Here is a 20,334-nt window from a genome sequence, read left to right on the forward strand (position 1 = left end):
ATGACCGCTACCTACACCTTCGACGTCTTCACCAGCCTCGACGGCTACGGCTCCGTCGGCCCCGGGGGCGACTGGGGCGGCTACTGGGGCAAGCAGGGCCCCGAGCTGCTCGCGCACCGCTTCGCCGTGTACGGCGAGGAGCAGCGCATGGTCTTCGGCGCCACCACGTATCGGGCGTTCGCGCGGATGCTGGCCGCGAGCACCGAGGAGTCCGAGGTCCGGGACCCCTGGGTCACCCGGATGCGGAACCTGCCGGCCACCGTGGTGTCGACGACGCTGCGAGAACCGCTCGACTGGCCGGACGCCACCCTCGTGAACGGCGACGCCGTCGACGTCGTCGCCCGGCTCAAGGAGGAGTCCGAGGTGCCGCTGCGCTCGCACGGCAGCCTGTCGCTGAACCGGGCGCTGCTGGCCGCCGGCCTGGTCGACCGCGTCCAGGTGACGCTCTTCCCGGTGATCACCGGGCGGACCGGGGCCGACCCGGTCCTCCGGGGTGCGGCCGACTTCGACCTCGAGCTGATCGAGAGCCGGACGCTCGACGGCCGCACGCAGGAGCTCGTCTACCGGCCTACCCTGCATGTCTGAGTCCATCCGCGGGCCACAGGAGATGATGCCGGCATGAGGTACCTGGTTTCCGTGATCGACGACACGAGCAACTCGGCCACCCCGGACGAGATGACCGCCATCCACGCGTTCAACGACGGGCTCAAGGCGGACGGCCACTGGGTCTTCGCCGGCGGCCTCGCCGCTCCCGGCACGGCCACCGTCGTCGACAACCGGGGAGGCGAGGCGCTGATCACGGACGGGCCGTTCGTGGAGACGAAGGAGTACATGGCCGGCTTCTGGGTCATGGAGGCCCCCGACCTCGACGTCGCGCTCCGGCTCGCCGCCGCGGGGTCGAAGGCCTGCAACCGGAGGGTCGAGGTGCGGCCGTTCCTGTGAGCGCGATCGACGTCCACGAGGCGATCGGCCTGGTCCACCGCGAGGAGTGGGCGCGGATCGTCGCCTCGCTGACCAAGCGCTTCGGTGACCTCGACGTCGCCGAGGAGGCGGCGGCCGAGGCGTTCGCGGCCGCCGTCGAGCGGTGGCCGGCCGACGGCGTGCCGCCGAATCCCGGCGCGTGGCTGACCACCAGCGCCAATCGCAAGGCCATCGACCGGCTCCGGCGCGAGCACAAGCGCGACGACAAGCACAGGGAGGCTCAGATGGTGTACGGCGACGGCCCCTCCGAGCCTCTCGGCGCCATCGACGACGATCGGCTCCGCCTGATCTTCACCTGCTGTCACCCGGCGCTGGCGATGGAGACCCGGGTGGCGCTGACGCTGCGCATGGTCGGCGGTCTGAGCGTGCCGGAGATCGCCCGCGCCTTCCTGGTGCAGGAGACCACCATGGGGCAGCGGATCAGCCGCGCGAAGTCCAAGATCAAGGCCGCGCGCATCCCGTACCGGGTGCCGTCCGCGGAGGATCTGCCGGCACGCGTCTCCGGCGTGCTCGCCGTCCTCTTCCTCGTCTTCAACGAGGGCTACCTCGCGACCGGCCCCGGCACCGATCCCGTCCGTCCCGACCTCACCGCCGAGGCGATCCGGCTCGCTCGCCTGCTTCGTGCCCTCCTGCCCGACGACGGCGAGGTGGCCGGCCTGCTGGCGCTGATGCTGCTCACCGAGGCCCGCCGCACCGCGCGAGTCTCGGCCGGCGGTGAGCTGGTGGCCCTCGACGAGCAGGACCGCGGCGCCTGGGACCCGGCGCTGATCGCCGAGGGTCACCGGCTGGTGCGGGAACGGCTGGCCGCTGCCGCCGCCGGGGCGGTTCCGGGCCGCTACCAGATCCTCGCGGCGATCAACGCCGTGCACACCTCCGCCCGCGACATCCGCGACACCGACTGGTCGCAGGTGGTCGCCCTCTACGACCAGCTCGTCCGCCTCGACCCGTCGCCGATCATCGTCCTGAACCGGGCCGTCGCGGCCGCCGAGCTCGACGGCCCCGCGGTGGCGCTGGCCGCCGTCGACGGTCTGGAGGACACGCTGTCCGGCTACCACGCCTACCACGCGACCCGCGCCGACCTGCTGCGCCGCCTGGGCCGCAGTGACGAGGCGCGCGCGGCGTACGACGCGGCCATCGGGCTGGCGGGCAACAGCGCCGAGATCGCCTACCTCACCCGCCGCCGCGACCAGCTGGGGTCGTGACGCCGGCCGGGAGCGCTGCCCTCAGGCCTTCACGTAGCCGCGCGCCTCGACGATGCGGCCACCGCGGACCCGGATGAGGTTCACGCCGCGGACGCGGTCCTGCTCGCCGTCGCCCCACTGCAGGAGCCACGGCTGGACCGCGAGATCCTCGTGGACCTCCGCCGTCTCCGGTGTGAACCGCAGCGCACGGTTCCCCGCGAGCTCGGACCATCGCGCCAGGCATGCCGGGCCGCCCTCACGGCGTGCTCCGTCCGGAGCCGGGCCCGAGTCCTCGATGACGCAGTCGTCGGCGATCAGGTCGTTCAGCAGCGCCGGATCGTGCCGGCGGAAGGCCTCGTTGTACCGGTCGAGGACCTCGCGGGTGGTCCGCTCGGCGCCGACGGTCTCGGCGGCCAGCGGGACGCCGCCGGTCTTGCCGTACGCGAGGGCCTCGACGATCAGGCCGTCGCTCACCCGCAGGAGAGTCACGCCGCGCACCGAGTCGGCCGGACCGTCGCCGAAGTGGTACCGCCAGCGGATGGTCGCGCGGTCGCCGGAGACGGCGACCTCCTCGGGCTCGAACCGGCTGGTGCGGTCTGCCGCGAGCGCCCGCCAGAACGTCAGGCAGGCGTCACGTCCCTCGTAGCGGGCGCCGTCGGGGGCCGGCTGGATGGCTTCCATGACGCAGTCGTCCCCGACCAGGTCGGTGAGTCCCTCGGCGTCGTGGTCGGTGAAGACGCGGTTGAAGCGGTCGATGGTGTCGGCTGTCGTGCGAGTCGGCATGGCGGGACTCCTCGTCAATAGATAGACCAGTCGGTCTATCATTCACGGTATAGACTGATCGATCTACTCGTCAAGTAGACTGAGCGGCGTGACCACACGCACCGGGCCGGGACCGCGGGAACGCCTGCTCGACGCCGCCAAGGAGCTGACCTACCAGCAGGGCGTCGGCGTGGGCGTCGACGCCCTGCTGAAGGCCGCGAACGTGGCCCGGCGGTCGCTCTACGAGCATTTCGGCGGCAAGGACGGGTTGATCACCGAGGTCCTGCGCCTGAGCGCCGCCGAGGACGAGGCCGCGTACCAGCGGGCCATGCAGGCAGCGGGCGACGACCCGCGCCGCCGCCTGCTGGCCGTCTTCGACCGGCTCGGCGACGTCATCGCCGAGCCCGACTTCCGCGGCTGCCGGTACCTCGGCGCCGAGCTCGCCCTGGCCGACCCCGGCCACCCGGGGCACGACGTCATCCGCCGCTATCGCGAGCACGTGCACGACCTCCTCGAGGGCGAGCTGCGCGCCCTCGACCACCCGCGGCCGTCCCACGCCGCCGATCAGCTGCTCCTGCTCATCGACGGCACGCTGGCCGTCGGCGCCGTCCGGCCCGAGACGCACCCCGCCGCGGCGGCCCGCCAGCTCGCCGAACGGATCCTCGACGACTGACGCGGCAGGCCCTCTCAGCTGGGCCGGCCCCGGCGCCGCCGAGATGGGGGGAGCGACGATCCGTGGCAACGGGTGAGCCCGGGCGGTAGAAACGACACATGATCGATCGGACCGGGCTGGCGCAGTTCCTCCGGCACCGCCGCGAGTCGCTCCAACCCGAGGACGTCGGCCTGCCGCGCGGGCCGCGTCGCAGGACCAACGGGCTGCGGCGCGAGGAGGTCGCGGTCCTCTGCCATATGTCGACCGACTATTACGCCCGGCTCGAGCAGGAGCGCGGGCCGCAGCCGTCGGAGCAGATGACCGCCTCGATCGCGCAGGGGCTGCACCTCTCGCTCGACGAGCGGGACCACCTGTTCCGGCTCGCCGGTCATCACCCGCCCGCCCGGGGCGAGACGAGCGAGCACATCAGCCCCGGCCTGCAGCGCATTCTCGATCGGCTCGGCGACACGCCGGCGGAGATCGTCACCGAGGTGGGCGAGACGCTGCGTCAGACACCGCTCGGCGTCGCCCTCACCGGCGACACGACGCGCTACACGGGCGCCGCCCGCTGCCTCGCCTACCGCTGGTTCACGATGCCGGCCACCCGGCAGCTGTACGCGCCGGAGGACCACGCGTTCCTCGCCCGGATGTTCGTCTCCGGCGCCCGCGAGGTCGTCACGCGCCGCGGCCCCGGATCCCGGGCAGCACAGCTGGCCGAGCGCCTCCTCGCCGAGAGCGAGGAGTTCCGCACGCTCTGGGACGACCACGAGGTCGGCGTCCGCCCGCACGAGGTCAAGCACTTCGTCCACCCCGAGGTGGGCGCCCTGGAGCTGACCTGCCAGACGCTCATCGACCCTGACCAGTCGCACTATCTGCTCGTCTACACGGCCATCCCGGGCAGCGAGAGCCACGACAAGCTGCGACTGCTCTCCGTCATCGGCTCGCAGGCTGTGTGAGGTCTTCGTGTCAGCCGATCCGCTCGGCCAGCGCGACGACGATGCCCTCCGGCCCGCGCACGTGGGCCATGCGCCAGCTGTTCTCGTACTGACCGATGGCGCCGACCAGCCCGTATCCGTCCGCCGCCACCCGGTCGACGGCCGCCTGGAGGTCGTCGACCTCGAAGCCGACGTTACGTATACCCAGCTCGTTCGCCATCGCGGTGGGCGATCCGGGCACGTGGTCGGGCCGGACGAAGCGCGCGAGCTCGAGCCCGGTCCCTCCGCCGGGCGGCCGGAGCATGACGATCTCCGACCGCGAGTCCGGGATGCCGGTGACCGTGTCGATGAACTCGCCCTCGAGGAACCCGCGGCCCTCGACCTCCAGTCCCAGGGCGACGAAGAACGTCGTCGCCGCGTCGAGGTCGTCGACGGTGATGCCGACATGGTCGAACTGCTTGACGTGTGTCATGACTGCGATCCTCCGGTGCTCGTTCGGTCTCGTGCTTCGGGGACGGAGCCGCAGCGGCGTTCTCGACATGCCGGCAGAGCGCGGTTCGGCGACGGCGCCGCGCGCGCTCAGCGGACCACGCGGTATCGCAGGTGAGTGACCCCCGGCGCGTCGATGACACGGACGAGGTCGAGGGGTCGGGCCGAGCCCAACGCGCCGAACAGCGACCGGCCGCCACCGAGCAGCACGGGGACCTGGTGGATCTCGAGCTCGTCCAGCACCCCGGCCCGCAGCGCCAGCTGCGCCGTCGTCGCCCCGTGCACCATCACGTCGCGGTCGCCGGCGGCCGCCTTGGCGCGTGCCATGGCCGCCTCGATGCCGTCGGTGGCGTAGTGGACGTGGGGTCCCTGAATCGCGTCGGCGCCCGGTTCGGTGCGGGTGAACACCTCGATGTGGACGCCGTCGTGGTGGTCGCCACCCCACCCGCCGGCCGCCTCGAACGTGCGCCGGCCCGTCAGCACGGCGCCGGTGGCCAGCATCTCGTGGACCACGGGCAGGCTGGCCGCGCTGGTACGGATGACCGGGAGGCCGGCCCCACCGCGGGCCTCGTTGTCGCCGTCGAACAGCCAGGCGTGCAGCACCTCGCCGCCAGTGCCGAGGCCGTTCTCCGGGCCGTCGTCGGGACCTGTGATGAAGCCGTCGAGGGACATGGACATGTACAGCACTGAGCGGGACACGATCGGGTCCTCCTGTCGCGACGAACCGTGGACGGGTCCAGCGAATCACGAGGCCGCTTCATCTCTGCTTCACGTCCGCCGGGACGCCGTCACACGGGCGGGTGATCACCGCGCTCCAGGGAATGGTGGAGACTGCCACGCGGGAGTATCGCCCTGTTCGCGATCGACGGCAGCTGGGACGGTGAGCAGTGGCTGGTTCGGACCCGACGCGTGACCCGCACGTCGACGACGCGTCCGAGCCGCCGCTGTGGACGGCGGACTTCCGCCTGTTCTTCGCCGCTCGTACGTCCTCGCTGCTGGGCGACACGATGCTCCCCGTCGCGATCACGGCCGCCGTGATCGAAGCGGGGTACGGGGCGAGCGGCGTCGGCTACGCGCTCGCCGCGTTGATCGCGCCGTTCGCGGCGCTGATCATCTTCGGCGGCGTGCTGTCCGACCGCCTGGGCGCCCGGCGGCTGATGATCATCTCCGACGCGGCCCGGCTGTGCGTCCAGACGGTGCTCGCGCTGCTGTTCCTGCTGGGTACGCCGGATCTGTGGCAGATCCTGGTACTGCTGGCCCTGGTCGGGGCCGGCAGCGCGATGTTCCAGCCGGGCGTCGCCAGCATCACCCCGCGCGTGGCTCGCGACGTGCAGAAGGCGAACGCCACGCTGCGCATCTCCGAGTCCGTCACCGCCGTGATCGGTCCGTCGCTGGCCGGTCTGCTGCTGGTGGTCTCGTCACCCGCGGCGGTGGTCGCACTCGACGCGTTGACGTACGCGATCAGCGGCGCCTGCCTGCTCCGCATCCGCTCGGTCCCGATGGGCCCGGCCGAGCGGGGTGGCGTGTCGTCGTTCCGCGCCGACCTCGTCGAAGGGTGGCGGGAGTTCCGGGCCAGGACCTGGCTGTGGAGCGTCATCGTCGTCTACATGCTCTGGCAGCTGGCCGGTTCCGGTCCCGCCATGACCCTCGGCTACAGCACGATCGTCACCGACCACGGATCGGCGACGTTCGGCCTCGTCATGTCGGCGCTCGGAGCGGGCAGCGTGCTGGGCGGGCTCGTCGCGTTCAGACTGCGCCCGCGGTATCCGCTCCGGGCCCGGCGCCTTCGCGATGAGCTTGTGGACCGTCATGCCGTTGAGCGTCGCGCTCGGCCTTCCGGCGCCCGTCGTCGCCGGGTGCTTCGCGATGAGCGGCGTCGGCGCGGCGTTCTGGATCGTCATGTTCCACACCAGCGTGCAGACGCACATCCCGCAGGACGTCCTCGGCCGGGTGCACGCGTACGACGCGGCCGGCTCGCTGGTGATGAAGCCGATCGGCCAGGCGGTCGCGGGGCCGCTCGCGGTCATCGCGGGCACGGTGCCGCTGCTGTTCGTCTCCGCGGCCGCGGCGATCGTCACCTGCGCGCTGCTGCTGGCGATCCCGGCCGTACGCGACCTGCGGCGAGTGGAGCGCTGAGCCGCCCCACCGGTCATCCCGGGGGCCCTCCGGCGACCTCAGGGTTGACGAGGTCGCTGGGTGTGTCACCGGCGACCCAGGCGGCGACGGCCGCGGCGGCGAGCTCGGCCGCTCGGTGTGCCGTCTGTCTCGTGGCACCGGCGAGGTGCGGCGTCATGACGACCCGGTCCGAGCGCAGCAGCGGCCAGTCGGGTGGTGGCGGCTCTGCCGGGAAGACGTCCAGCCCCGCGCCCGCCAGATGGTCGCGGTCCAGTGCCGCGGCGAGCGCGTCGTAGTCGACCAGGCCGCCACGGGCGGAGTTGACCAGGTAGCTGCCCGGCCGCATCGCTGCCAGCGCGGCCGCGTCGATGAGGCCGGCGGTGGCGGGGGTGAGCCGGGTATGCAGGCTGACGACGTCGCTGCGCGCCAGCAGTTCGCCCAGCTCGACCAGCGCGAGACCGTCCGGCAGGTCCGCCGCCGTGACGTACGGGTCGGTGACCAGCACGTGTGCCCCGAAGGCCCGGAGGATCGCGGCCACGCGCCGGCCGATCGCGCCGTAGCCGACGAGCCCGATGGTCGACCCGCCGAGCTCCAGCCCGCATTCGTCGTACGCGTAGAGATCGCTGCGCCATTGGCCGGCGGCGACCGTGCTGTGGATGCGCGGAATCGCCCGGACGGTGCTGAGGATGAGCGTGACGGCGTGTTCGGCCGCGGCGACGGCGTTGCGGCCCGGGGTGTTGCACACGAGCACGCCGCGGGCCGTGCACTCCGGCACATTGACGTTCACCGGCCCGCCGCGGGTGCAGACGACGAGCCGCAACGAGCGGGCGGCCGCCAGCACCCGGCGCGTGACCGGCGCCATCTGCGTGACGAGCACCTCGACGCCATCGAGCAGGGGGAGCATCTCGTCCTCGGCGTCGGAGGCCTCGTCGACCTCGGCGACCGGGCCGAACGGCACGTGGGGCCAGGGCAGCGTGAGCGTCCGCAGCTCCACCGGATGACCCACGGCGTCCCGGAGCCGGTCGGCGAGCAGGTCGTTGCGGACGAAGTGGTCCCCGGCCAAGAGGATCCGGCTCATGCCCGTCCTTCCGTCGTCGTCGCGGCCCACTCCGCGCGAGCTCGCTCCACCCGTTCCAGGTAGCCGGCGAACGCCTCGTCGTACAGCGCCGCGCGCGAGGTATCGGGCTCCACCGCGTGCGACGGCACCGGCCATCCGGGCTCCTCGCCGCGCGCCTCCAACGCGGACAGCACCGCGCCGTACGCCCCGGCCTGCGGCACGTCGACGACGTCCAGCGGCCGGCCCAGCACATCGGCGAACAGCTGGGTCCACTCCGCGCTCTGCGCGCCCCCGCCGCAGACGGCGAGCCGTCCGGCCAGACCCGCGGCGTCGAAGCAGTGCCGGGCGGCGAAGGCCAGCCCTTCGCAGAGCGCCCGGACCAGATCGGCGCGGGTGGTGCCAAGGTGCAGCCCGTCGAACCGGCCCCGGGCCGACCCGTCCACGAACGGCGCCCGCTCGCCGGACGCCGACCAGTACGGCAGGACCCGCACCCCGCGCGCGCCCGGCGGCGACGCCGCCAGCAATGACGGCAGCTCGCTCACGTCGGCGCCGACCAGCGGCAGCAGCCAGCCGAGCGAGGCGGTCCCGACCATGGCGGGCATCGCCCGGATCCACCGGTCCGCCTGCCAGGTCCCCAGCAGGAGACCGGCGCGGTGCCCGATGGGCCCCGGGTCGTCGGTGACGACCTGGCAGGCGAGCGTGGTGCCGATGATCAGCAGGCCGTCACCGGGCGCGACGACACCGCTGCCGCGGGCGGAGGCGATCAGGTCGTACGGCCCGGCGCTCACCGTGGTGCCGGCGGGCACGCCGAGCGCCGAGCCGGCGGACGCCCGCAGCGCAGCCGCGGGCCCGCCGGGAGTCACCACGGGCGGCAGCAGGTCGCGCCGATGCGTCAGCCCCGTGAGCTCGAGGATCTCGTCGGACCACGCACGCCGGTGGGGGTCGAGGAGGGGATAGGAGGCGTCCGAGATGTCGATGGCGCGCTCGCCGGTCAACCGGCCGAACACCGTCCCGACGCAGTGCGTCGCCGTGCCGGCGCGGTCCAGGACGTCCGGCTCGTCGCGGTCGAGGGCGGCCAGGATCGCCGCCGAGGCGCCGGGGAAGATCATCCCGCCGTTGCGGGCCAGGATCTCGTCGGCCGTGCCGTCGCGGTCCCACCGGCGCACGAGGCCGGCAGCGCGACCGTCCAGCCATGACGCCGCGGGCCGCACCGGGACGCCGTCGGCGCCGGTGAGCCAGCAGCCGTCGCCCTGCCCCGTCAGCGCAACGAGGTCCGGCGGCCCCGGCAGGCGGTCGGCCACCGCCCGGACCACCGTCGCCACGGAGTCCACGACGGCGTCGACGTCCTGCTCGACGCGGCCGTCGTCGCCGTGTGTCAGCTCGGTCGGCACGCTGTGGACAGCGAGCTGAGCGCCGTCGACGGAGTAGCCGACGGCCTTGGTGAGCGACGTGCCGATGTCGACGCCGATGTACATGATCGCCTCCTCGCGGCCGTACGTCAGTCGGTGTGCAGCGGCGCGACGTGCACGTTGACGCGGCTCTCGCGCAGTGCCCGGACCACGTCGGCCGGTGCGCCGCCGTCCACCACGACGTCGTCGAAGTCGGTCAGCGCGGCGAGCTGGTGCAGCGCGGTGCCGCCCAGCTTGGTGTGGTCGATGAGCAGGACCTTCCGGTTCGCCGAGCGCATCATCGCCCGCTTGACCAGCACGATCTCCTGCTCCTGGTGGTAGGCGTGCCCGGCCGAGGCCGCGGACGTCGAGGTGAACAGCACGTCGGCGCGTAGCGACTCGATCGCCTCGATGCACGGCACGCCCAGGAACGAGTCGTGCGTGGGGTAGTACTCCCCGCCCAGCGCGATCAGGCGGACGCCGGGCTGTGCGCTGGTCGCGTTGATGACGCGGAGGAAGTTCGTGATCACCGTGAGCGGCGTGACCTCGCCGAGCAGTTCGGCCACCCCGAGCGTGGTGGTGGAGTCGTCGAGCATGACCGCCATGCCGGGCTCGATCATCGTGCGCGCGTGCCGCGCGATGGCCGCCTTCTCCGCCGTCGCGGTCCGCAGGCGGTAGAGCAGGTTGCTCTCGAAGACGCTGGACGGCTGGGCACTGACGCCGCCGCGGAACTTCCGCACCACGCCCTGGCGCTCCAGCTCGTCGAGGTCGCGATGGACCGTCATGAGGCTGACGCCGAACACCTGCGCGAGCTCGCCGGCCGACACCGACCCCTCACGCAGGACGTGATCGGCGATCCGCTGCAGGCGGTCCAGCCTCGACGTCGGCCGCTCAGTCATCGCCGGTCGCCTCGCGGTTGTAGTGCTCCAGCATCACGCCCCCATCGGCGTCGAAGGTCAGTGCCGTCGTCGCGGTGGGTTCCATGCCGCGCAGCGCGGTGCGGTACATGCGCAGCGGAACGCCGAGGAACCGGCACACGACCAGCCGGATGATGGTGTTGTGCGCGACGACGAGGACGTGGCCGTCAGGGTGCCGGGCGGCGATCTCGCGGAGCGCCACCTCGGCCCGGTCCGCGGCGCGCTCTGGATGCTCGCCGCCGGGCAGATGGTGATCGACCGGGTCGGCCAGGAAGCGGGCGACGACGTCGGGATCGGCCGACCGCAGCTCGCCGAGCGTGCGGCCCTCCGCCGCGCCGAAGTCGAGCTCGCCCAGCCGGTCGTCGACGGCGACGGCCAGACCGGTCGCGACCGCGACGGCCTCGGCGGTCTGGCGCGAGCGCAGCAGGCCGGAGGCGTAGAGGGCGTCGGGGCCGGTGCGTGCGGCCCAGGCCGCGAGGGCCGCGGCCTGGCGCCGGCCGACGTCGTCGATGCCGATGTCGCTGGAGCCGGTGTAGCGGTTGCCTTCGTGCCAGGGCGTGCGGCCGTGCCGGGCCAGCGTGACCAGGGTGCTCATCGGCGGCTCGCCCTGAGCGAGGCACCCAGGTAGCCACGGCGGTCCAGTTCGGCGACCAGCCGCCGGTAGCCGGTGGTGAGCCGCTCGTGCGCGTCGGCGCGCGGCTCGATCACGGCGCGCCGGGCGACCATGGCCGCGGCCCGCTCGGCCACGGCCGGCCGCCGTGCGGCCGAGGCGAGCACGGCCATGCCGAAGGCCGGTTCCGGGGTCCGCGGCAGGATCAGCGGCCGGCCGAGGACGTCGGCGCGGAGCTGGTTCCAGTAGCCGCTGCGCGTCGCCCCGCCGGTGATGCTCACCTGACCGGAGACGTCGGCGCCCAGCTCGGCGAGTCGCTCGAAACACAGGCGCTCGACGAAGGCCACGCCCTGGATGACGGCCGCGTACCGCTCCGCACGGCTCGACACGGTGCCCAGCTCGAACCGTGTGGCGTCGGGACGCACGAACGGGAACCGCTCACCGCGGGCCGTGAGGGGATACACGACGGCGCCGGCCGGCTCGTACCGGCGCCCGGCTTCGCCGGCGAGCGCGTCGAGGTCCTCGCCGCCGAACTCCGCCGCGACGGCGCCCGCCCCGACGTTGGACGCGCCGCCCGGGAGCCACCCGCCGTCGGGGTGGCGGTGGCTGTAGACGGCCCCGGCAGGATCGTCGATGAGCACGGAGGAGACGCCCTTGAGCACCAGCGTCGTGCCGAGCACGCAGTTCCACGCGCCGGGTGTGAGCGCGCCGGCGGCGATCTGAGCGGCACACCCGTCGGTCATTCCGGCGACGACCGGGGTGCCGGCCGGGATGCCGGTGTGGCCGGCGGCGTCGTGGGTGACGGTGCCCAGCGTGCTGCCCGGCGCGACGACGGCGGGAAGGGCCGCCGGGTCGAGGCCGGCCGCGTCGAGGAGCCGGCGGTCCCATCGCCCGGCGACGACGTCGTAGCCGGACTTCAACGCGTGGCTGCTGTCGGTGTTCACACGGTGTCCGACCAGCCCCGCGGCAATCACGTCGGCGCTGTGCGCGACGTAGGCGCCAGCGGCACCACCGGCCCGGTGGCGGCGCAGCAGCCAGCCGATCTTCGGCAGCGCCCAGGACACCTGGACCGGTGCCCCGGCGCCGAGCCGCGCGTTCAGCCGGTCCACCTCGTCCGCCGCGCGAGCGTCGTCGTACATGATCGCGGGGGTGAGCGGGACGCCGTGCTCGTCGCTGAGCAGCACGGTTCCGGAGGTGCCGCAGACGGCGACCGCACCGACCGGCGCTCGGCGCTGGGTGAGCGTGAGCGCGCCGAACGCCTGCCGCGAAGCCGCACCGGCGGCCTCCCACCACTGGCGCGGGTCCTGCTCGTGCCGGCGGGCGCCGGCGGCGGGGCGACGGCTCGTGAGCCGGCCGGAACCGAGCGCGAGGACGCGGCCGGCGTCGTCGGCGAGGAGGACGCGCACGCTCTGGGTCCCGAGGTCGATACCGACCCAGATGGCCTCGGCGGGCCGCGACTCCGTGTGCACATCGTAGAGATAACACACTTGTCCGTTAACTACAACGCTCCGATGTGTTATGTTCGCCCGCCCTGCCTGTGATATCCGGCCGGACCCGGCCGAGAGAGGAGCGCTGTCATGCTCATCTGCGCACACCGCGGCTCTCCGGCGGAGGCGCCGGAGAACACGCTGGCGTCGTTCCGGCGTGCGGTCGCCGACGGAGCGGGCGAGATCGAGCTCGATCTGCGGGTGTCCGCCGACGGGCGGCTCGTCGTGATCCACGACGCGACGGTGGACCGGACGACGAACGGGACCGGCGCCGTCGCGGACCTGCGGCTCGAGCAGATCCAGGCGCTCGACGCCGGCGGTGAGCGGATCCCGTCGTTCGAGGAGGTGCTCGACGGCGTCGGCGCGCGGCTGCAAGTGGAGATCAAGGCGGCGGAGGCGGTGGAGCCGCTGGCCGAGCTGTTGCAGAGCCGGCCCGCTGACCTCGGCCGGATCTCACCGTGCGCCTTCGATCCCGGCGTCGTCGCCGACCTCGTCCGGCTGTTCCCTGCCGCGCCCGTGGGGCTGATCGCCTCAGCGGGCTCCGCCGAGACTCTGGCGCACGCGGCCGACCTGGCCGCCTCCCGGGTGTTGTTCGGCTGGCCGGGGACGACCCGGGCGCTGGTGACGCGGGCCCGGCAGCACGGCATGGAGGTCAGCGTGTGGCCGGTCAACACCCCCGATCAGCTACGTCGGGCGCTCGACCTGGGCGTCGACGGGTTCACCACCGACCACCCGGGGGTCATCGGCGACGAGCTGGCGCGGATCGGGCGGCCGCGGTCATGACGTCAGAGGGCGAACCACCCCGTGCGGAAGTGCCACGGATGGCCGGCGCGAACGTGACCGACCAGTGCGCGCTGCAGGGAGGTGTCCTGCGGGAGCGCGGCCAGGTCCGCTGCCGGACGCTTGAACACGAACTCGATCACTGTGTCGGTCCGGTCCGGTCCGCGGCGGGGAGAGAGTTCGAACCTGCGCTGGAAGGCCAGGATGTTCGAGTTCTCCGCCAGGTACGAGCGGAGCTGCGGATCCAGCACCCACGACGTGCAGACGGCGAAGCGGTACCGCTCGTGCCCGAACTCGCGACGGACGAACGCGGTGGCGGCGGCGACGGAGTCGTCGCAGGCCGCGGGTGTCAGCCGGCCCTCGGGAATGTGCAGCGAGAGCACGGGTTCGCCGAGGGCCGGTGCCGGCCGGGAGGATGCCGGCAGGTCCTCGTCGAAGTACGTGCGCTCCACGTGGAGCCGGCCGAGGTCGAAGATCGTGCCGCGGAAGTGGCGCGTCAGCCAGTTCTGCTCGCTCAGCCCGGCGACGCCGTGCAGCGACCGGTACGCGCTCAGCTGGCCGGCCAGGTTCCCCAGGATCCGGTTGCCGCTGTGCCGCGTCACGCCGTGCCGTTCATGGAACACGCGCAGTGCGGGCAGCACGGACAGGAACACCCACACGTAGAACAGGTTCCCGACCCGCTCGTGCGGGGCGCCGATGTCGCCCCACATCGGCATCGGCCGCGGGTCGCCCATCCCGGTGATCAGCTGCCGTCGGCGGTCCGCGAGCAGCGCCAGCAGGTCCGGCGACGCCGCGAGCGCGGGGCGGAGCGCCAGGATCGCGGCGCGGTCGCCGACGTCGACGCCGAGCTCTGCGAGCCAGTCATCGGCCTCGCCCGCCGAGGGCAGTTCGGTGGCGTTCCACTCCCGCATGTGCGTGTCCTCTCCTCGACGCCGGCGGCTGGGGGAGCGCAGACAACTGGGTCGCAACCCATTGCGCTGGTCGCCGCCACCGCACTATGGTTGCATATATCGACTCTATCTTCGAAATATCGAAGATCCACGACAGGAGTTCCCGTGTTCACTCGCACCCCTGTGGCCGCCCAGATGTCGCGTCGTAGAGTCCTCCAGCTCGGCGGCGCCGCCGGCCTCGCCGCGTTCCTCGGCTCGTGCGGTCTGGGCGAGAACAGCAGCAGCAGTGGCTCCGGCGGAGGAAGCGCCGAGCTGGCCTTCTGGCTGACGCCGAACGCGTCGCCCGAGGCGATGAAGGCCTTCACCGACGAGATGGCCAAGGGCATCGACGAGGCCTCGGGTGGCGACATCAGTGCGACCAGCCTCGTCATCCCGTGGGAGAACGCGCTCACGAAGTACACGGCGGGCTACTCGGGCAACAACCCGCCCGACGTGGCCTACCAGATCATTCCGTGGATGAACAAGTGGCGCGAGACCGGCGTGCTGGCCGACTTCCGCGAATTCGCCAGCGACGACGACCTGGAGTACTTCACGAACGGCCAGCCGCAGTCGTACCTCGACGCCGCGACCGGCGCGAACGGGGAACTGCTCGCCGTCCCGTTCACGCAGGGTTTCCAGCCGCTCGGCCTCAACGTCGCCATCTGGGAGAAGGCGGGCCAGCCGCCGCTGCCGACGACGTTCGAGGAGATGATCGGCTTCGCCGAGGCTCTGACGTTCGACACCAGCGGCCGCAACCTCAAGGATCCCGGTTTCGACCCCGAGAACGTCGAGCACTGGGGGATGGCGTGGTCGTCCATCCCGACCCAGGAGGACAACTGGGTCTGGCAGTACTTCTGGGGTTACGGCAGCGACTACATCAACGAGGCCGGTGACGACATCGGCTTCGACAACCCCGAGGGCCGCGAGGCGCTGGAAGTGATGAAGCGCCTGGTGGACTCGGGCGCGACGGTTCCGCAGGGGACGTTCGCCGACGACGCTCGCTGGAGCCAGGCGACGATCTCGGGCAGGTCCGGGATGCAGTGGATGCCGCCGCTGTCCGAGGAGCTCTGCAAGCAGTATCCGGACGCGCAGCTCAAGGTCGTCCCGCTGCCCGGCGGGCCCGCGGGCCGCAACATCGTCGCCGGCTGCGGCTACTGGGCGATCGCCGCCGAGAGCGAGAACCCCGAGGCGGCCTACGAGTTCGCCAGGTTCCTGCTCCAGCCCGAGCAGGCCGACCGCTACATCCGCATGATCCTCGGTCAGCCCACCCGCCCCGTCGAGGGGAACTTCTACGAGGAGCCGCTCGCCGACCCGCGCATGAACACGTTCCTCAACGAGGCCACCGAGTACGGCCAGTACGCGCGGGCCACGCTGGTGCTCCCGTACCAGCCGCAGGAGTTCCTCCTCGGCAAGATCAACGACTACCTGTTCAACGGGCAGCCGCTCGACGCGATGATCTCCGAGGCCTCCGAGGGCATCCGGCAGATGGCCAGCGCCGCCTGACCGGAGCGCGGCACCCACTCAGCACGTCGACCCGTGCCGTTCCCGGCACCGAAGCGGAGGACTGTCATGCCTCTCGACGATCCCGTGGTACCGCGCCCGACGTCCGGCGAGCTCCTCGCCGCGCGGTGGGGGCGACGCCGCTTCCTCACCGTCACCGGCGCGGCGGCCGCTCTGGCCTTCGGCGGCTCTCTGGCGACGGCCGACACCTCGCCGCAGCGCAGCCGGCTGCCCTACCCGTTCACGCTGGGAGTCGCGTCGGGCGACCCACTTCCCGACGGCATCGTGCTGTGGACCCGGCTGGCGCCGGACCCGCTCGCCGCGTTCGGCGGCCTGGACGGGCGCATCTCGATCCCCGTGCAGTGGGAGCTCGCCGAGGACGAGGCGTTCCGGCGCGTGGTGCGGCGTGGAAACGTCCTGGCCCGGCCGGAGTTCGCCTACTCCGTGCACGTCGACGTGCGCGGGCTGCGGCCCGCGGCGCGGTACTTCTACCGGTTCCGCGCCGGCGACAGCATCTCGCCGCCGGGGCGCACCAAGACCGCGCCCGCCCACGGCTCCGCACCGGACTCGCTGGCGTTCGCCTTCGTGTCCTGCCAGCACCGCGTGGTCGGCCACTACACCGCCTATCAGCACCTGACCGGCGAGGACTTGGACGTCGTGCTCCACCTCGGCGACTACATCTACGAAGGCGCCGACCAGGGCACGCTCGGCCGCGGCCACTTCCCGGAGCGCACGCTGCTCACGCTCGACGACTACCGCGCGCGGTACGCCCAGTACAAGACGGACCCGGACCTTCAGGCCGCCCACGCGGCGTTTCCGTGGATCGTCACCATGGACGACCACGAGGTGCTCTCCAACTGGGCGTCGGACTACTCCTTCTACCACCCGCAGGAGGCCGAGGCCGCGTTCCTGGTCCGCCGGGCCAACGCGTTCCGCGCCTACTGGGAGCACATGCCGCTGCGGCTGGGCAGCCTCCCGGACGGGCCGGACCTTCCGCTCTACCGGCGCTTCGACTACGGCGGCCTGGCCCGGTTCAACGTGCTCGACACCCGGCAGTACCGCAGCGACCAGGCCAACGGCGACGGCGTCAAGCCGCCCAGCGACGAGAGCCGCGACCCGAACCGGACCATGCTGGGCGCCACGCAGGAGCAGTGGCTGCTCGACGGCCTGGCGGGGTCGCCGGCCAGGTGGAACGTCCTGGCCCAGCAGGTCTTCTTCTCGCAGCTCGACCTCAACGCCGCCGACGACCGCGAGTCATACGAGATGGACGCGTGGGACGGCTACGAGGCCAGTCGCGACCGCATCGTCGGCTTCCTCCAGGAACGCCGGGTCGCCAACCCCGTCGTCCTGACCGGCGACGTCCACGCCAACAACGCGTGCGAGATCAAGGCCGACTTCGACGACCCGGACTCGGCCACCGTCGGCACGGAGTTCGTCGGCACCTCGATCAGCAGCTCCGGCGACGGCCGCGACACCGATCCCGGACGCGACGCACTGGCCTCGCAGCTGCCGCACATCCCGTACTACAACGTGCAGCGCGGCTACGTGCGGTGCGAGCTGACCTCCGAGCTGTGGCGCACCGATTTCAAGGTCGTTCCCTACGTGAGCCGGCCGGGCGCGCCGCTGCGCACCGATGCCACCTTCTACGTCGAGAACGGCCGTCCCGGCCTCCGGCAGGCCTGATGCCGGCCGCCCACCGTCGCCGCCCACCCGCTTCGCCGCCAGGAGGCACCATGCCCCAACCCCGGCACCGCACGACCATCGCCGCCTTCGGCGCGTCCGCCGCCGTCATCGCGGCCGGCGTCCTCGCCATCGCCGCCCCGCAGGGCAGCACCACGCCCGTCGAACCGGCGCGGGCCGCGTCCCTCGAGCTCAGCGCCGATCCCGGCCGGGTCGCCGTCGACCCCGGGCTGTGCTCGCCCTCGACCGTCCGGGTCGGGGCGCGCAGCCTCGGCGAGCCGGCCTATCCGACGATCGACGTCGCGGCGCCGGAGCCGATCGGGCTCTCGCGCGACACCTTCACCACGTACGTGCCCGCCGACCGACCCGCCCTGACGCCGGTCGACGTGGTCGTCCCGGGTGACACCCCACCCGGCGAGTACGAGCTGACGGTGCGGTCCGGGTTCAGCCGGCTCACGGTCCCGGTGACGGTGACCGAGCGCGACGCCGGGCCCGGCGCCAACCTCGCCCTGGGCCAGGAGACCACCGCGTCGACCGTCGGCAACCTGACCATGCCGTGCGGCGTCGTCGACGGCGATCGGACCTACACCCTCGAGGGCTACAACCGCCCGCCGACGGCCTGGGCCGACGGCTCGCCGGGCGTCTTCCCCGACCAGCTTGAGATCCGTCTCGCCCGGCCGGCCGACGTCGGCAGGGTCGACGTCCACACCCATCCGGAGACGCGGTTCGCCCTGCGCGACTGGGACGTCCAGCTGCACACCGACGACGGCTGGACGACGGTGGCATCGGTCCGCGGCCACACCGCCGGCGGGTTCACGTCGACCTTCCCGAGCGTGCGCGCCGACGCCGTCAGGATCGTCACGCTCGCGACCAACGGCTACGCCTACGCGCTGGTGACCGAGGTGGAGGTCTACGGGCCGTGACCCGCGGCGTGGTCTTGTGCCTCGCCGCCACACCCTCTAGCGTGCTGCATATGAAATGAATCTTCGATATACAGAAACATTGCCGGAAGGAGGCTCGGTGCAGGTCGACAGTGGAGGAGTCCTACAGAACGCCGGCCCCGCGTCCGCGCCCGGCGGGTCCGCCGCGCCGGTCCGGACGGCCGGTCCGCCCGGAGCCGGATCCGGCGACCGGCCCCCGCCCCGACGGCGCAGGCGCGGCGAGCTGCTGCCGGCGCTGCCGTTCCTGGTGGCCAAGGTGCTGCTGTTCGGGACGTTCATCGCGTTCCCGTTCGTCTACACCGTCTACCTGACGTTCCAGCGCGGCTCGCTGCTCACCGGCCTGTCCTTCGCCGGTCTGGAGAACTACCGCAACGTCGTGCGCGACACGCTCTTCCACGAGACGCTGCGCAACACGGCGCTGTTCATGCTGGTGGTCATCCCGCTGACCCTCGTGGTCACCTGCGCGGTGGGCCTGCTGCTCTCCAGCCGGATCCGCGGCATCGGCGTCTACCGGTCGCTGATCTACACGCCGTCGCTGCTCTCGATCGTGGTGGCCGGGCTGATCTGGAAGATGCTCATCGACCGCGAGACCGGTCCGCTCGACCGCGTCACCACCGCCCTGGGCTTCGACGTCCCCTGGCTGACCGACGGCACCACCGCCATCGTGTTCCTGTCCGTCGTCACGGTGTGGACCAGCATCGGGTTCTACTCGCTGCTGTTCATGTCGGCCTTCAACAACGTCGATCCCGATCTGGTCGACGCCGCCCGCATCGACGGCGCCGGCGGCTGGCAGGTGCTGACGAAGATCAAGCTGCCGCTCATCAGGCCGGTCGCCCAGGTGGTGCTCGTGCTCGTCACTATCAACGCGGTGCAGCTGTTCGACCTGGTCTACGTGATGACGCAGGGTGGTCCGGGCACCGCGACCTACACGGCCATGTGGTACGTCTACCAGAACGCCTTCAACGGCGGCAGCGTGCCGTACGCCGCCACCATGAGCCTCGTGCTGCTGGTGATCACCGCGGTCATCGCCGGGATCTTCATCAACCGCAGCCGGTCGGAGGCCGACGATGTCTAGCGTCATCGCAGCCCGCCCCCTCGGGGCCCGGCCGCGCCGGAACGCCCGCCGCGGCGCCCGGGCCGCCGCCATCCACCTGACCGCCATCGTCATCTCGTTCGTGTGCGCCGGGCCCGTGCTGCTGCTGGTCGTCGCGTCGCTGCACGACTCGGTCTTCGCCGACTTCTCGCTGACGAACCTCACCGTCGCGAACTACGAGCGGCTGCTGTCGAACGAGGTGTTCCTGCGCTGGATCGTCAACAGCGTGCTGGTGGCGCTGGCGGTCACGGCGCTGACGGTCGCCGTGGACGTCTTGGCCGCCTACGCCTTCGCCAAGGTGCGCTTCGCCGGCCGGGACGTGACGTTCCGCGTCATGCTCGCGACCATGATGCTCCCGTTCTCGGCCACGCTCGTGCCGGTGTACCTGCTGGCCTCCGAGCTCGGCATGATCGACCGCTACAGCGGCCTCATCATCCCGGCCGCCGCGGGGCCGTTCGGCGTGTACCTGCTGCGCCAGTTCGTCAGGGGCATCCCCGACTCGCTGCTCGAGGCCGCCCGGATCGACGGCGCGGGCCACGCGAGCATCTTCGGCAGGATCATCCTGCCGCTGTGCCGCCAGCCCATGGCGGTGCTCGCGATCTTCACGTTCGTCGCGAACTGGAACACCTTCCTATGGCCGCTGCTCATGGCGCAGAGCGAGCACATGATGACGCTGCCGGTGGGCATCGCGACGACCAACACCCAGTTCGCCCAGAACATCTCGCTGCTCACCACCGGCGCCGTGATCAGCATCGTGCCGATGGCGTTGCTCTTCGTCCTCTTCCAGCGCTACTTCATCCGCGGCGTGCTCGCCGGTGCGATGAAGTCCTGACCCTC

General features: G+C 72.2%; 21 protein-coding genes and 1 pseudogene. 13 read left to right on the forward strand and 9 right to left on the reverse strand.

Annotated elements, in window-relative coordinates; translation table 11 throughout:
• From DY240_RS22220 to DY240_RS33770, 3 genes are read left to right on the forward strand one after another with little or no spacing between them, the layout of a single operon-like run.
• Complete coding sequence (locus DY240_RS22220) at positions 1 to 585, forward strand: dihydrofolate reductase family protein (protein ID WP_119662023.1); 585 nt, start codon at positions 1 to 3, stop codon at positions 583 to 585.
• 33 nt (positions 586 to 618) lie between these two features.
• Complete coding sequence (locus DY240_RS22225; RefSeq protein ID WP_119662024.1) at positions 619 to 942, forward strand: YciI family protein; 324 nt, start codon at positions 619 to 621, stop codon at positions 940 to 942.
• Positions 939 to 2,183, forward strand: coding sequence for an RNA polymerase sigma factor (locus tag DY240_RS33770; RefSeq protein WP_119662025.1), 1,245 nt, complete (start codon positions 939 to 941; stop codon positions 2,181 to 2,183). The genes DY240_RS22225 and DY240_RS33770 overlap by 4 nt, the downstream gene beginning before the upstream one ends.
• A 21-nt stretch (positions 2,184 to 2,204) precedes the next feature.
• On the opposite strand, the gene DY240_RS22235 is transcribed toward DY240_RS33770, so the two are convergent.
• Positions 2,205 to 2,945: a nuclear transport factor 2 family protein gene (locus tag DY240_RS22235; protein ID WP_119662026.1), complete on the reverse strand. Its 741-nt coding sequence runs from the start codon at positions 2,943 to 2,945 to the stop codon at positions 2,205 to 2,207.
• Between the two features lie 88 nt (positions 2,946 to 3,033).
• Here DY240_RS22235 and DY240_RS22240 point away from each other — a divergent pair, with 88 nt between their 5' ends.
• Complete coding sequence (locus DY240_RS22240) at positions 3,034 to 3,597, forward strand: TetR/AcrR family transcriptional regulator (RefSeq protein WP_119662027.1); 564 nt, start codon at positions 3,034 to 3,036, stop codon at positions 3,595 to 3,597.
• Positions 3,598 to 3,695: 98 nt separating this feature from the next.
• Positions 3,696 to 4,532: a helix-turn-helix transcriptional regulator gene (locus DY240_RS22245; protein WP_119662028.1), complete on the forward strand. Its 837-nt coding sequence runs from the start codon at positions 3,696 to 3,698 to the stop codon at positions 4,530 to 4,532.
• Between the two features lie 10 nt (positions 4,533 to 4,542).
• Here the strand turns inward: DY240_RS22245 and DY240_RS22250 are convergent, their stop codons facing one another.
• Positions 4,543 to 4,983: a VOC family protein gene (locus DY240_RS22250; protein ID WP_119662029.1), complete on the reverse strand. Its 441-nt coding sequence runs from the start codon at positions 4,981 to 4,983 to the stop codon at positions 4,543 to 4,545.
• A gap of 107 nt (positions 4,984 to 5,090) precedes the next feature.
• Positions 5,091 to 5,678, reverse strand: a complete 588-nt coding sequence (locus tag DY240_RS22255) for a dihydrofolate reductase family protein (RefSeq protein WP_233552823.1) — start codon at positions 5,676 to 5,678, stop codon at positions 5,091 to 5,093.
• Positions 5,679 to 5,887: 209 nt separating this feature from the next.
• Between DY240_RS22255 and DY240_RS34180 the strand changes: the two are divergent.
• Both DY240_RS34180 and DY240_RS32980 read left to right on the forward strand, forming a co-directional pair.
• Positions 5,888 to 6,715 (forward strand): annotated as a pseudogene (locus tag DY240_RS34180) (MFS transporter); the annotation flags it as partial.
• 100 nt (positions 6,716 to 6,815) lie between these two features.
• On the forward strand, positions 6,816 to 7,136 hold the full coding sequence (locus DY240_RS32980) for an MFS transporter (RefSeq protein ID WP_199702048.1): 321 nt from the start codon (positions 6,816 to 6,818) through the stop codon (positions 7,134 to 7,136).
• 13 nt (positions 7,137 to 7,149) lie between these two features.
• Here the strand turns inward: DY240_RS32980 and DY240_RS22265 are convergent, their stop codons facing one another.
• The 5 genes from DY240_RS22265 to DY240_RS22285 are packed head-to-tail and all read right to left on the reverse strand — an operon-like array spanning position 7,150 to position 12,556.
• The gene (locus DY240_RS22265; protein ID WP_119662053.1) at positions 7,150 to 8,193 is read right to left on the reverse strand and encodes a 2-hydroxyacid dehydrogenase; all 1,044 of its coding nucleotides are present in this window, start codon (positions 8,191 to 8,193) and stop codon (positions 7,150 to 7,152) included.
• The gene (locus tag DY240_RS22270) at positions 8,190 to 9,647 is read right to left on the reverse strand and encodes an FGGY-family carbohydrate kinase (RefSeq protein ID WP_119662031.1); all 1,458 of its coding nucleotides are present in this window, start codon (positions 9,645 to 9,647) and stop codon (positions 8,190 to 8,192) included. Before DY240_RS22270 ends, DY240_RS22265 begins: the two co-directional genes overlap by 4 nt.
• A gap of 23 nt (positions 9,648 to 9,670) precedes the next feature.
• A complete protein-coding gene (locus tag DY240_RS22275; RefSeq protein WP_119662032.1) occupies positions 9,671 to 10,459 on the reverse strand; it encodes a DeoR/GlpR family DNA-binding transcription regulator in 789 nt (262 codons plus the stop codon).
• Positions 10,452 to 11,072: a histidine phosphatase family protein gene (locus DY240_RS22280; protein WP_119662033.1), complete on the reverse strand. Its 621-nt coding sequence runs from the start codon at positions 11,070 to 11,072 to the stop codon at positions 10,452 to 10,454. The genes DY240_RS22275 and DY240_RS22280 overlap by 8 nt, the downstream gene beginning before the upstream one ends.
• Positions 11,069 to 12,556 carry an FGGY-family carbohydrate kinase gene (locus DY240_RS22285; RefSeq protein ID WP_199702039.1) on the reverse strand — a complete coding sequence of 496 codons (1,488 nt, stop codon included), beginning with the start codon at positions 12,554 to 12,556 and terminating at the stop codon, positions 11,069 to 11,071. Before DY240_RS22285 ends, DY240_RS22280 begins: the two co-directional genes overlap by 4 nt.
• Positions 12,557 to 12,664: 108 nt before the next feature.
• Here DY240_RS22285 and DY240_RS22290 point away from each other — a divergent pair, with 108 nt between their 5' ends.
• Positions 12,665 to 13,357: a glycerophosphodiester phosphodiesterase gene (locus DY240_RS22290; protein ID WP_119662034.1), complete on the forward strand. Its 693-nt coding sequence runs from the start codon at positions 12,665 to 12,667 to the stop codon at positions 13,355 to 13,357.
• Positions 13,358 to 13,359: 2 nt separating this feature from the next.
• Here the strand turns inward: DY240_RS22290 and DY240_RS32205 are convergent, their stop codons facing one another.
• Positions 13,360 to 14,265 carry an acyltransferase domain-containing protein gene (locus DY240_RS32205; RefSeq protein WP_158602952.1) on the reverse strand — a complete coding sequence of 302 codons (906 nt, stop codon included), beginning with the start codon at positions 14,263 to 14,265 and terminating at the stop codon, positions 13,360 to 13,362.
• Between the two features lie 144 nt (positions 14,266 to 14,409).
• Between DY240_RS32205 and DY240_RS32210 the strand changes: the two genes are divergently transcribed.
• The 5 genes from DY240_RS32210 (at position 14,410) to DY240_RS22315 (ending at position 20,329) form a co-directional block, all read left to right on the forward strand.
• Positions 14,410 to 15,786: an ABC transporter substrate-binding protein gene (locus DY240_RS32210; protein ID WP_158602953.1), complete on the forward strand. Its 1,377-nt coding sequence runs from the start codon at positions 14,410 to 14,412 to the stop codon at positions 15,784 to 15,786.
• Positions 15,787 to 15,852: 66 nt separating this feature from the next.
• The gene (locus DY240_RS22300) at positions 15,853 to 17,466 is read left to right on the forward strand and encodes an alkaline phosphatase D family protein (protein ID WP_119662036.1); all 1,614 of its coding nucleotides are present in this window, start codon (positions 15,853 to 15,855) and stop codon (positions 17,464 to 17,466) included.
• Positions 17,467 to 17,516: 50 nt separating this feature from the next.
• On the forward strand, positions 17,517 to 18,386 hold the full coding sequence (locus DY240_RS22305; RefSeq protein ID WP_119662037.1) for a hypothetical protein: 870 nt from the start codon (positions 17,517 to 17,519) through the stop codon (positions 18,384 to 18,386).
• 97 nt (positions 18,387 to 18,483) lie between these two features.
• On the forward strand, positions 18,484 to 19,479 hold the full coding sequence (locus DY240_RS22310) for a carbohydrate ABC transporter permease (protein ID WP_158602954.1): 996 nt from the start codon (positions 18,484 to 18,486) through the stop codon (positions 19,477 to 19,479).
• Positions 19,472 to 20,329 (forward strand): carbohydrate ABC transporter permease, encoded by an 858-nt coding sequence (locus tag DY240_RS22315; protein ID WP_119662039.1) that lies wholly within the window; start codon positions 19,472 to 19,474, stop codon positions 20,327 to 20,329. The genes DY240_RS22310 and DY240_RS22315 overlap by 8 nt, the downstream gene beginning before the upstream one ends.
• The last annotated feature ends 5 nt before the right edge of the window (positions 20,330 to 20,334 follow it).

This window comes from Jiangella rhizosphaerae (genome assembly GCF_003579925.1).
Taxonomy (GTDB): domain Bacteria; phylum Actinomycetota; class Actinomycetes; order Jiangellales; family Jiangellaceae; genus Jiangella; species Jiangella rhizosphaerae.

Coding starts and splice junctions, on each gene's coding strand:
- DY240_RS22220 (WP_119662023.1), top strand. CDS start 1: ATGACCGCTACCTACACCTTCGACGTCTTCACCAGCCTCGACGGCTAC.
- DY240_RS22225 (WP_119662024.1), top strand. CDS start 619: ATGAGGTACCTGGTTTCCGTGATCGACGACACGAGCAACTCGGCCACC.
- DY240_RS22235 (WP_119662026.1), bottom strand. CDS start 2,945: ATGCCGACTCGCACGACAGCCGACACCATCGACCGCTTCAACCGCGTC.
- DY240_RS22245 (WP_119662028.1), top strand. CDS start 3,696: ATGATCGATCGGACCGGGCTGGCGCAGTTCCTCCGGCACCGCCGCGAG.
- DY240_RS22250 (WP_119662029.1), bottom strand. CDS start 4,983: ATGACACACGTCAAGCAGTTCGACCATGTCGGCATCACCGTCGACGAC.
- DY240_RS22255 (WP_233552823.1), bottom strand. CDS start 5,678: ATGTCCATGTCCCTCGACGGCTTCATCACAGGTCCCGACGACGGCCCG.
- DY240_RS22265 (WP_119662053.1), bottom strand. CDS start 8,193: ATGAGCCGGATCCTCTTGGCCGGGGACCACTTCGTCCGCAACGACCTG.
- DY240_RS22270 (WP_119662031.1), bottom strand. CDS start 9,647: ATGTACATCGGCGTCGACATCGGCACGTCGCTCACCAAGGCCGTCGGC.
- DY240_RS22275 (WP_119662032.1), bottom strand. CDS start 10,459: ATGACTGAGCGGCCGACGTCGAGGCTGGACCGCCTGCAGCGGATCGCC.
- DY240_RS22280 (WP_119662033.1), bottom strand. CDS start 11,072: ATGAGCACCCTGGTCACGCTGGCCCGGCACGGCCGCACGCCCTGGCAC.
- DY240_RS22290 (WP_119662034.1), top strand. CDS start 12,665: ATGCTCATCTGCGCACACCGCGGCTCTCCGGCGGAGGCGCCGGAGAAC.
- DY240_RS32205 (WP_158602952.1), bottom strand. CDS start 14,265: ATGCGGGAGTGGAACGCCACCGAACTGCCCTCGGCGGGCGAGGCCGAT.
- DY240_RS22300 (WP_119662036.1), top strand. CDS start 15,853: ATGCCTCTCGACGATCCCGTGGTACCGCGCCCGACGTCCGGCGAGCTC.
- DY240_RS22305 (WP_119662037.1), top strand. CDS start 17,517: ATGCCCCAACCCCGGCACCGCACGACCATCGCCGCCTTCGGCGCGTCC.
- DY240_RS22315 (WP_119662039.1), top strand. CDS start 19,472: ATGTCTAGCGTCATCGCAGCCCGCCCCCTCGGGGCCCGGCCGCGCCGG.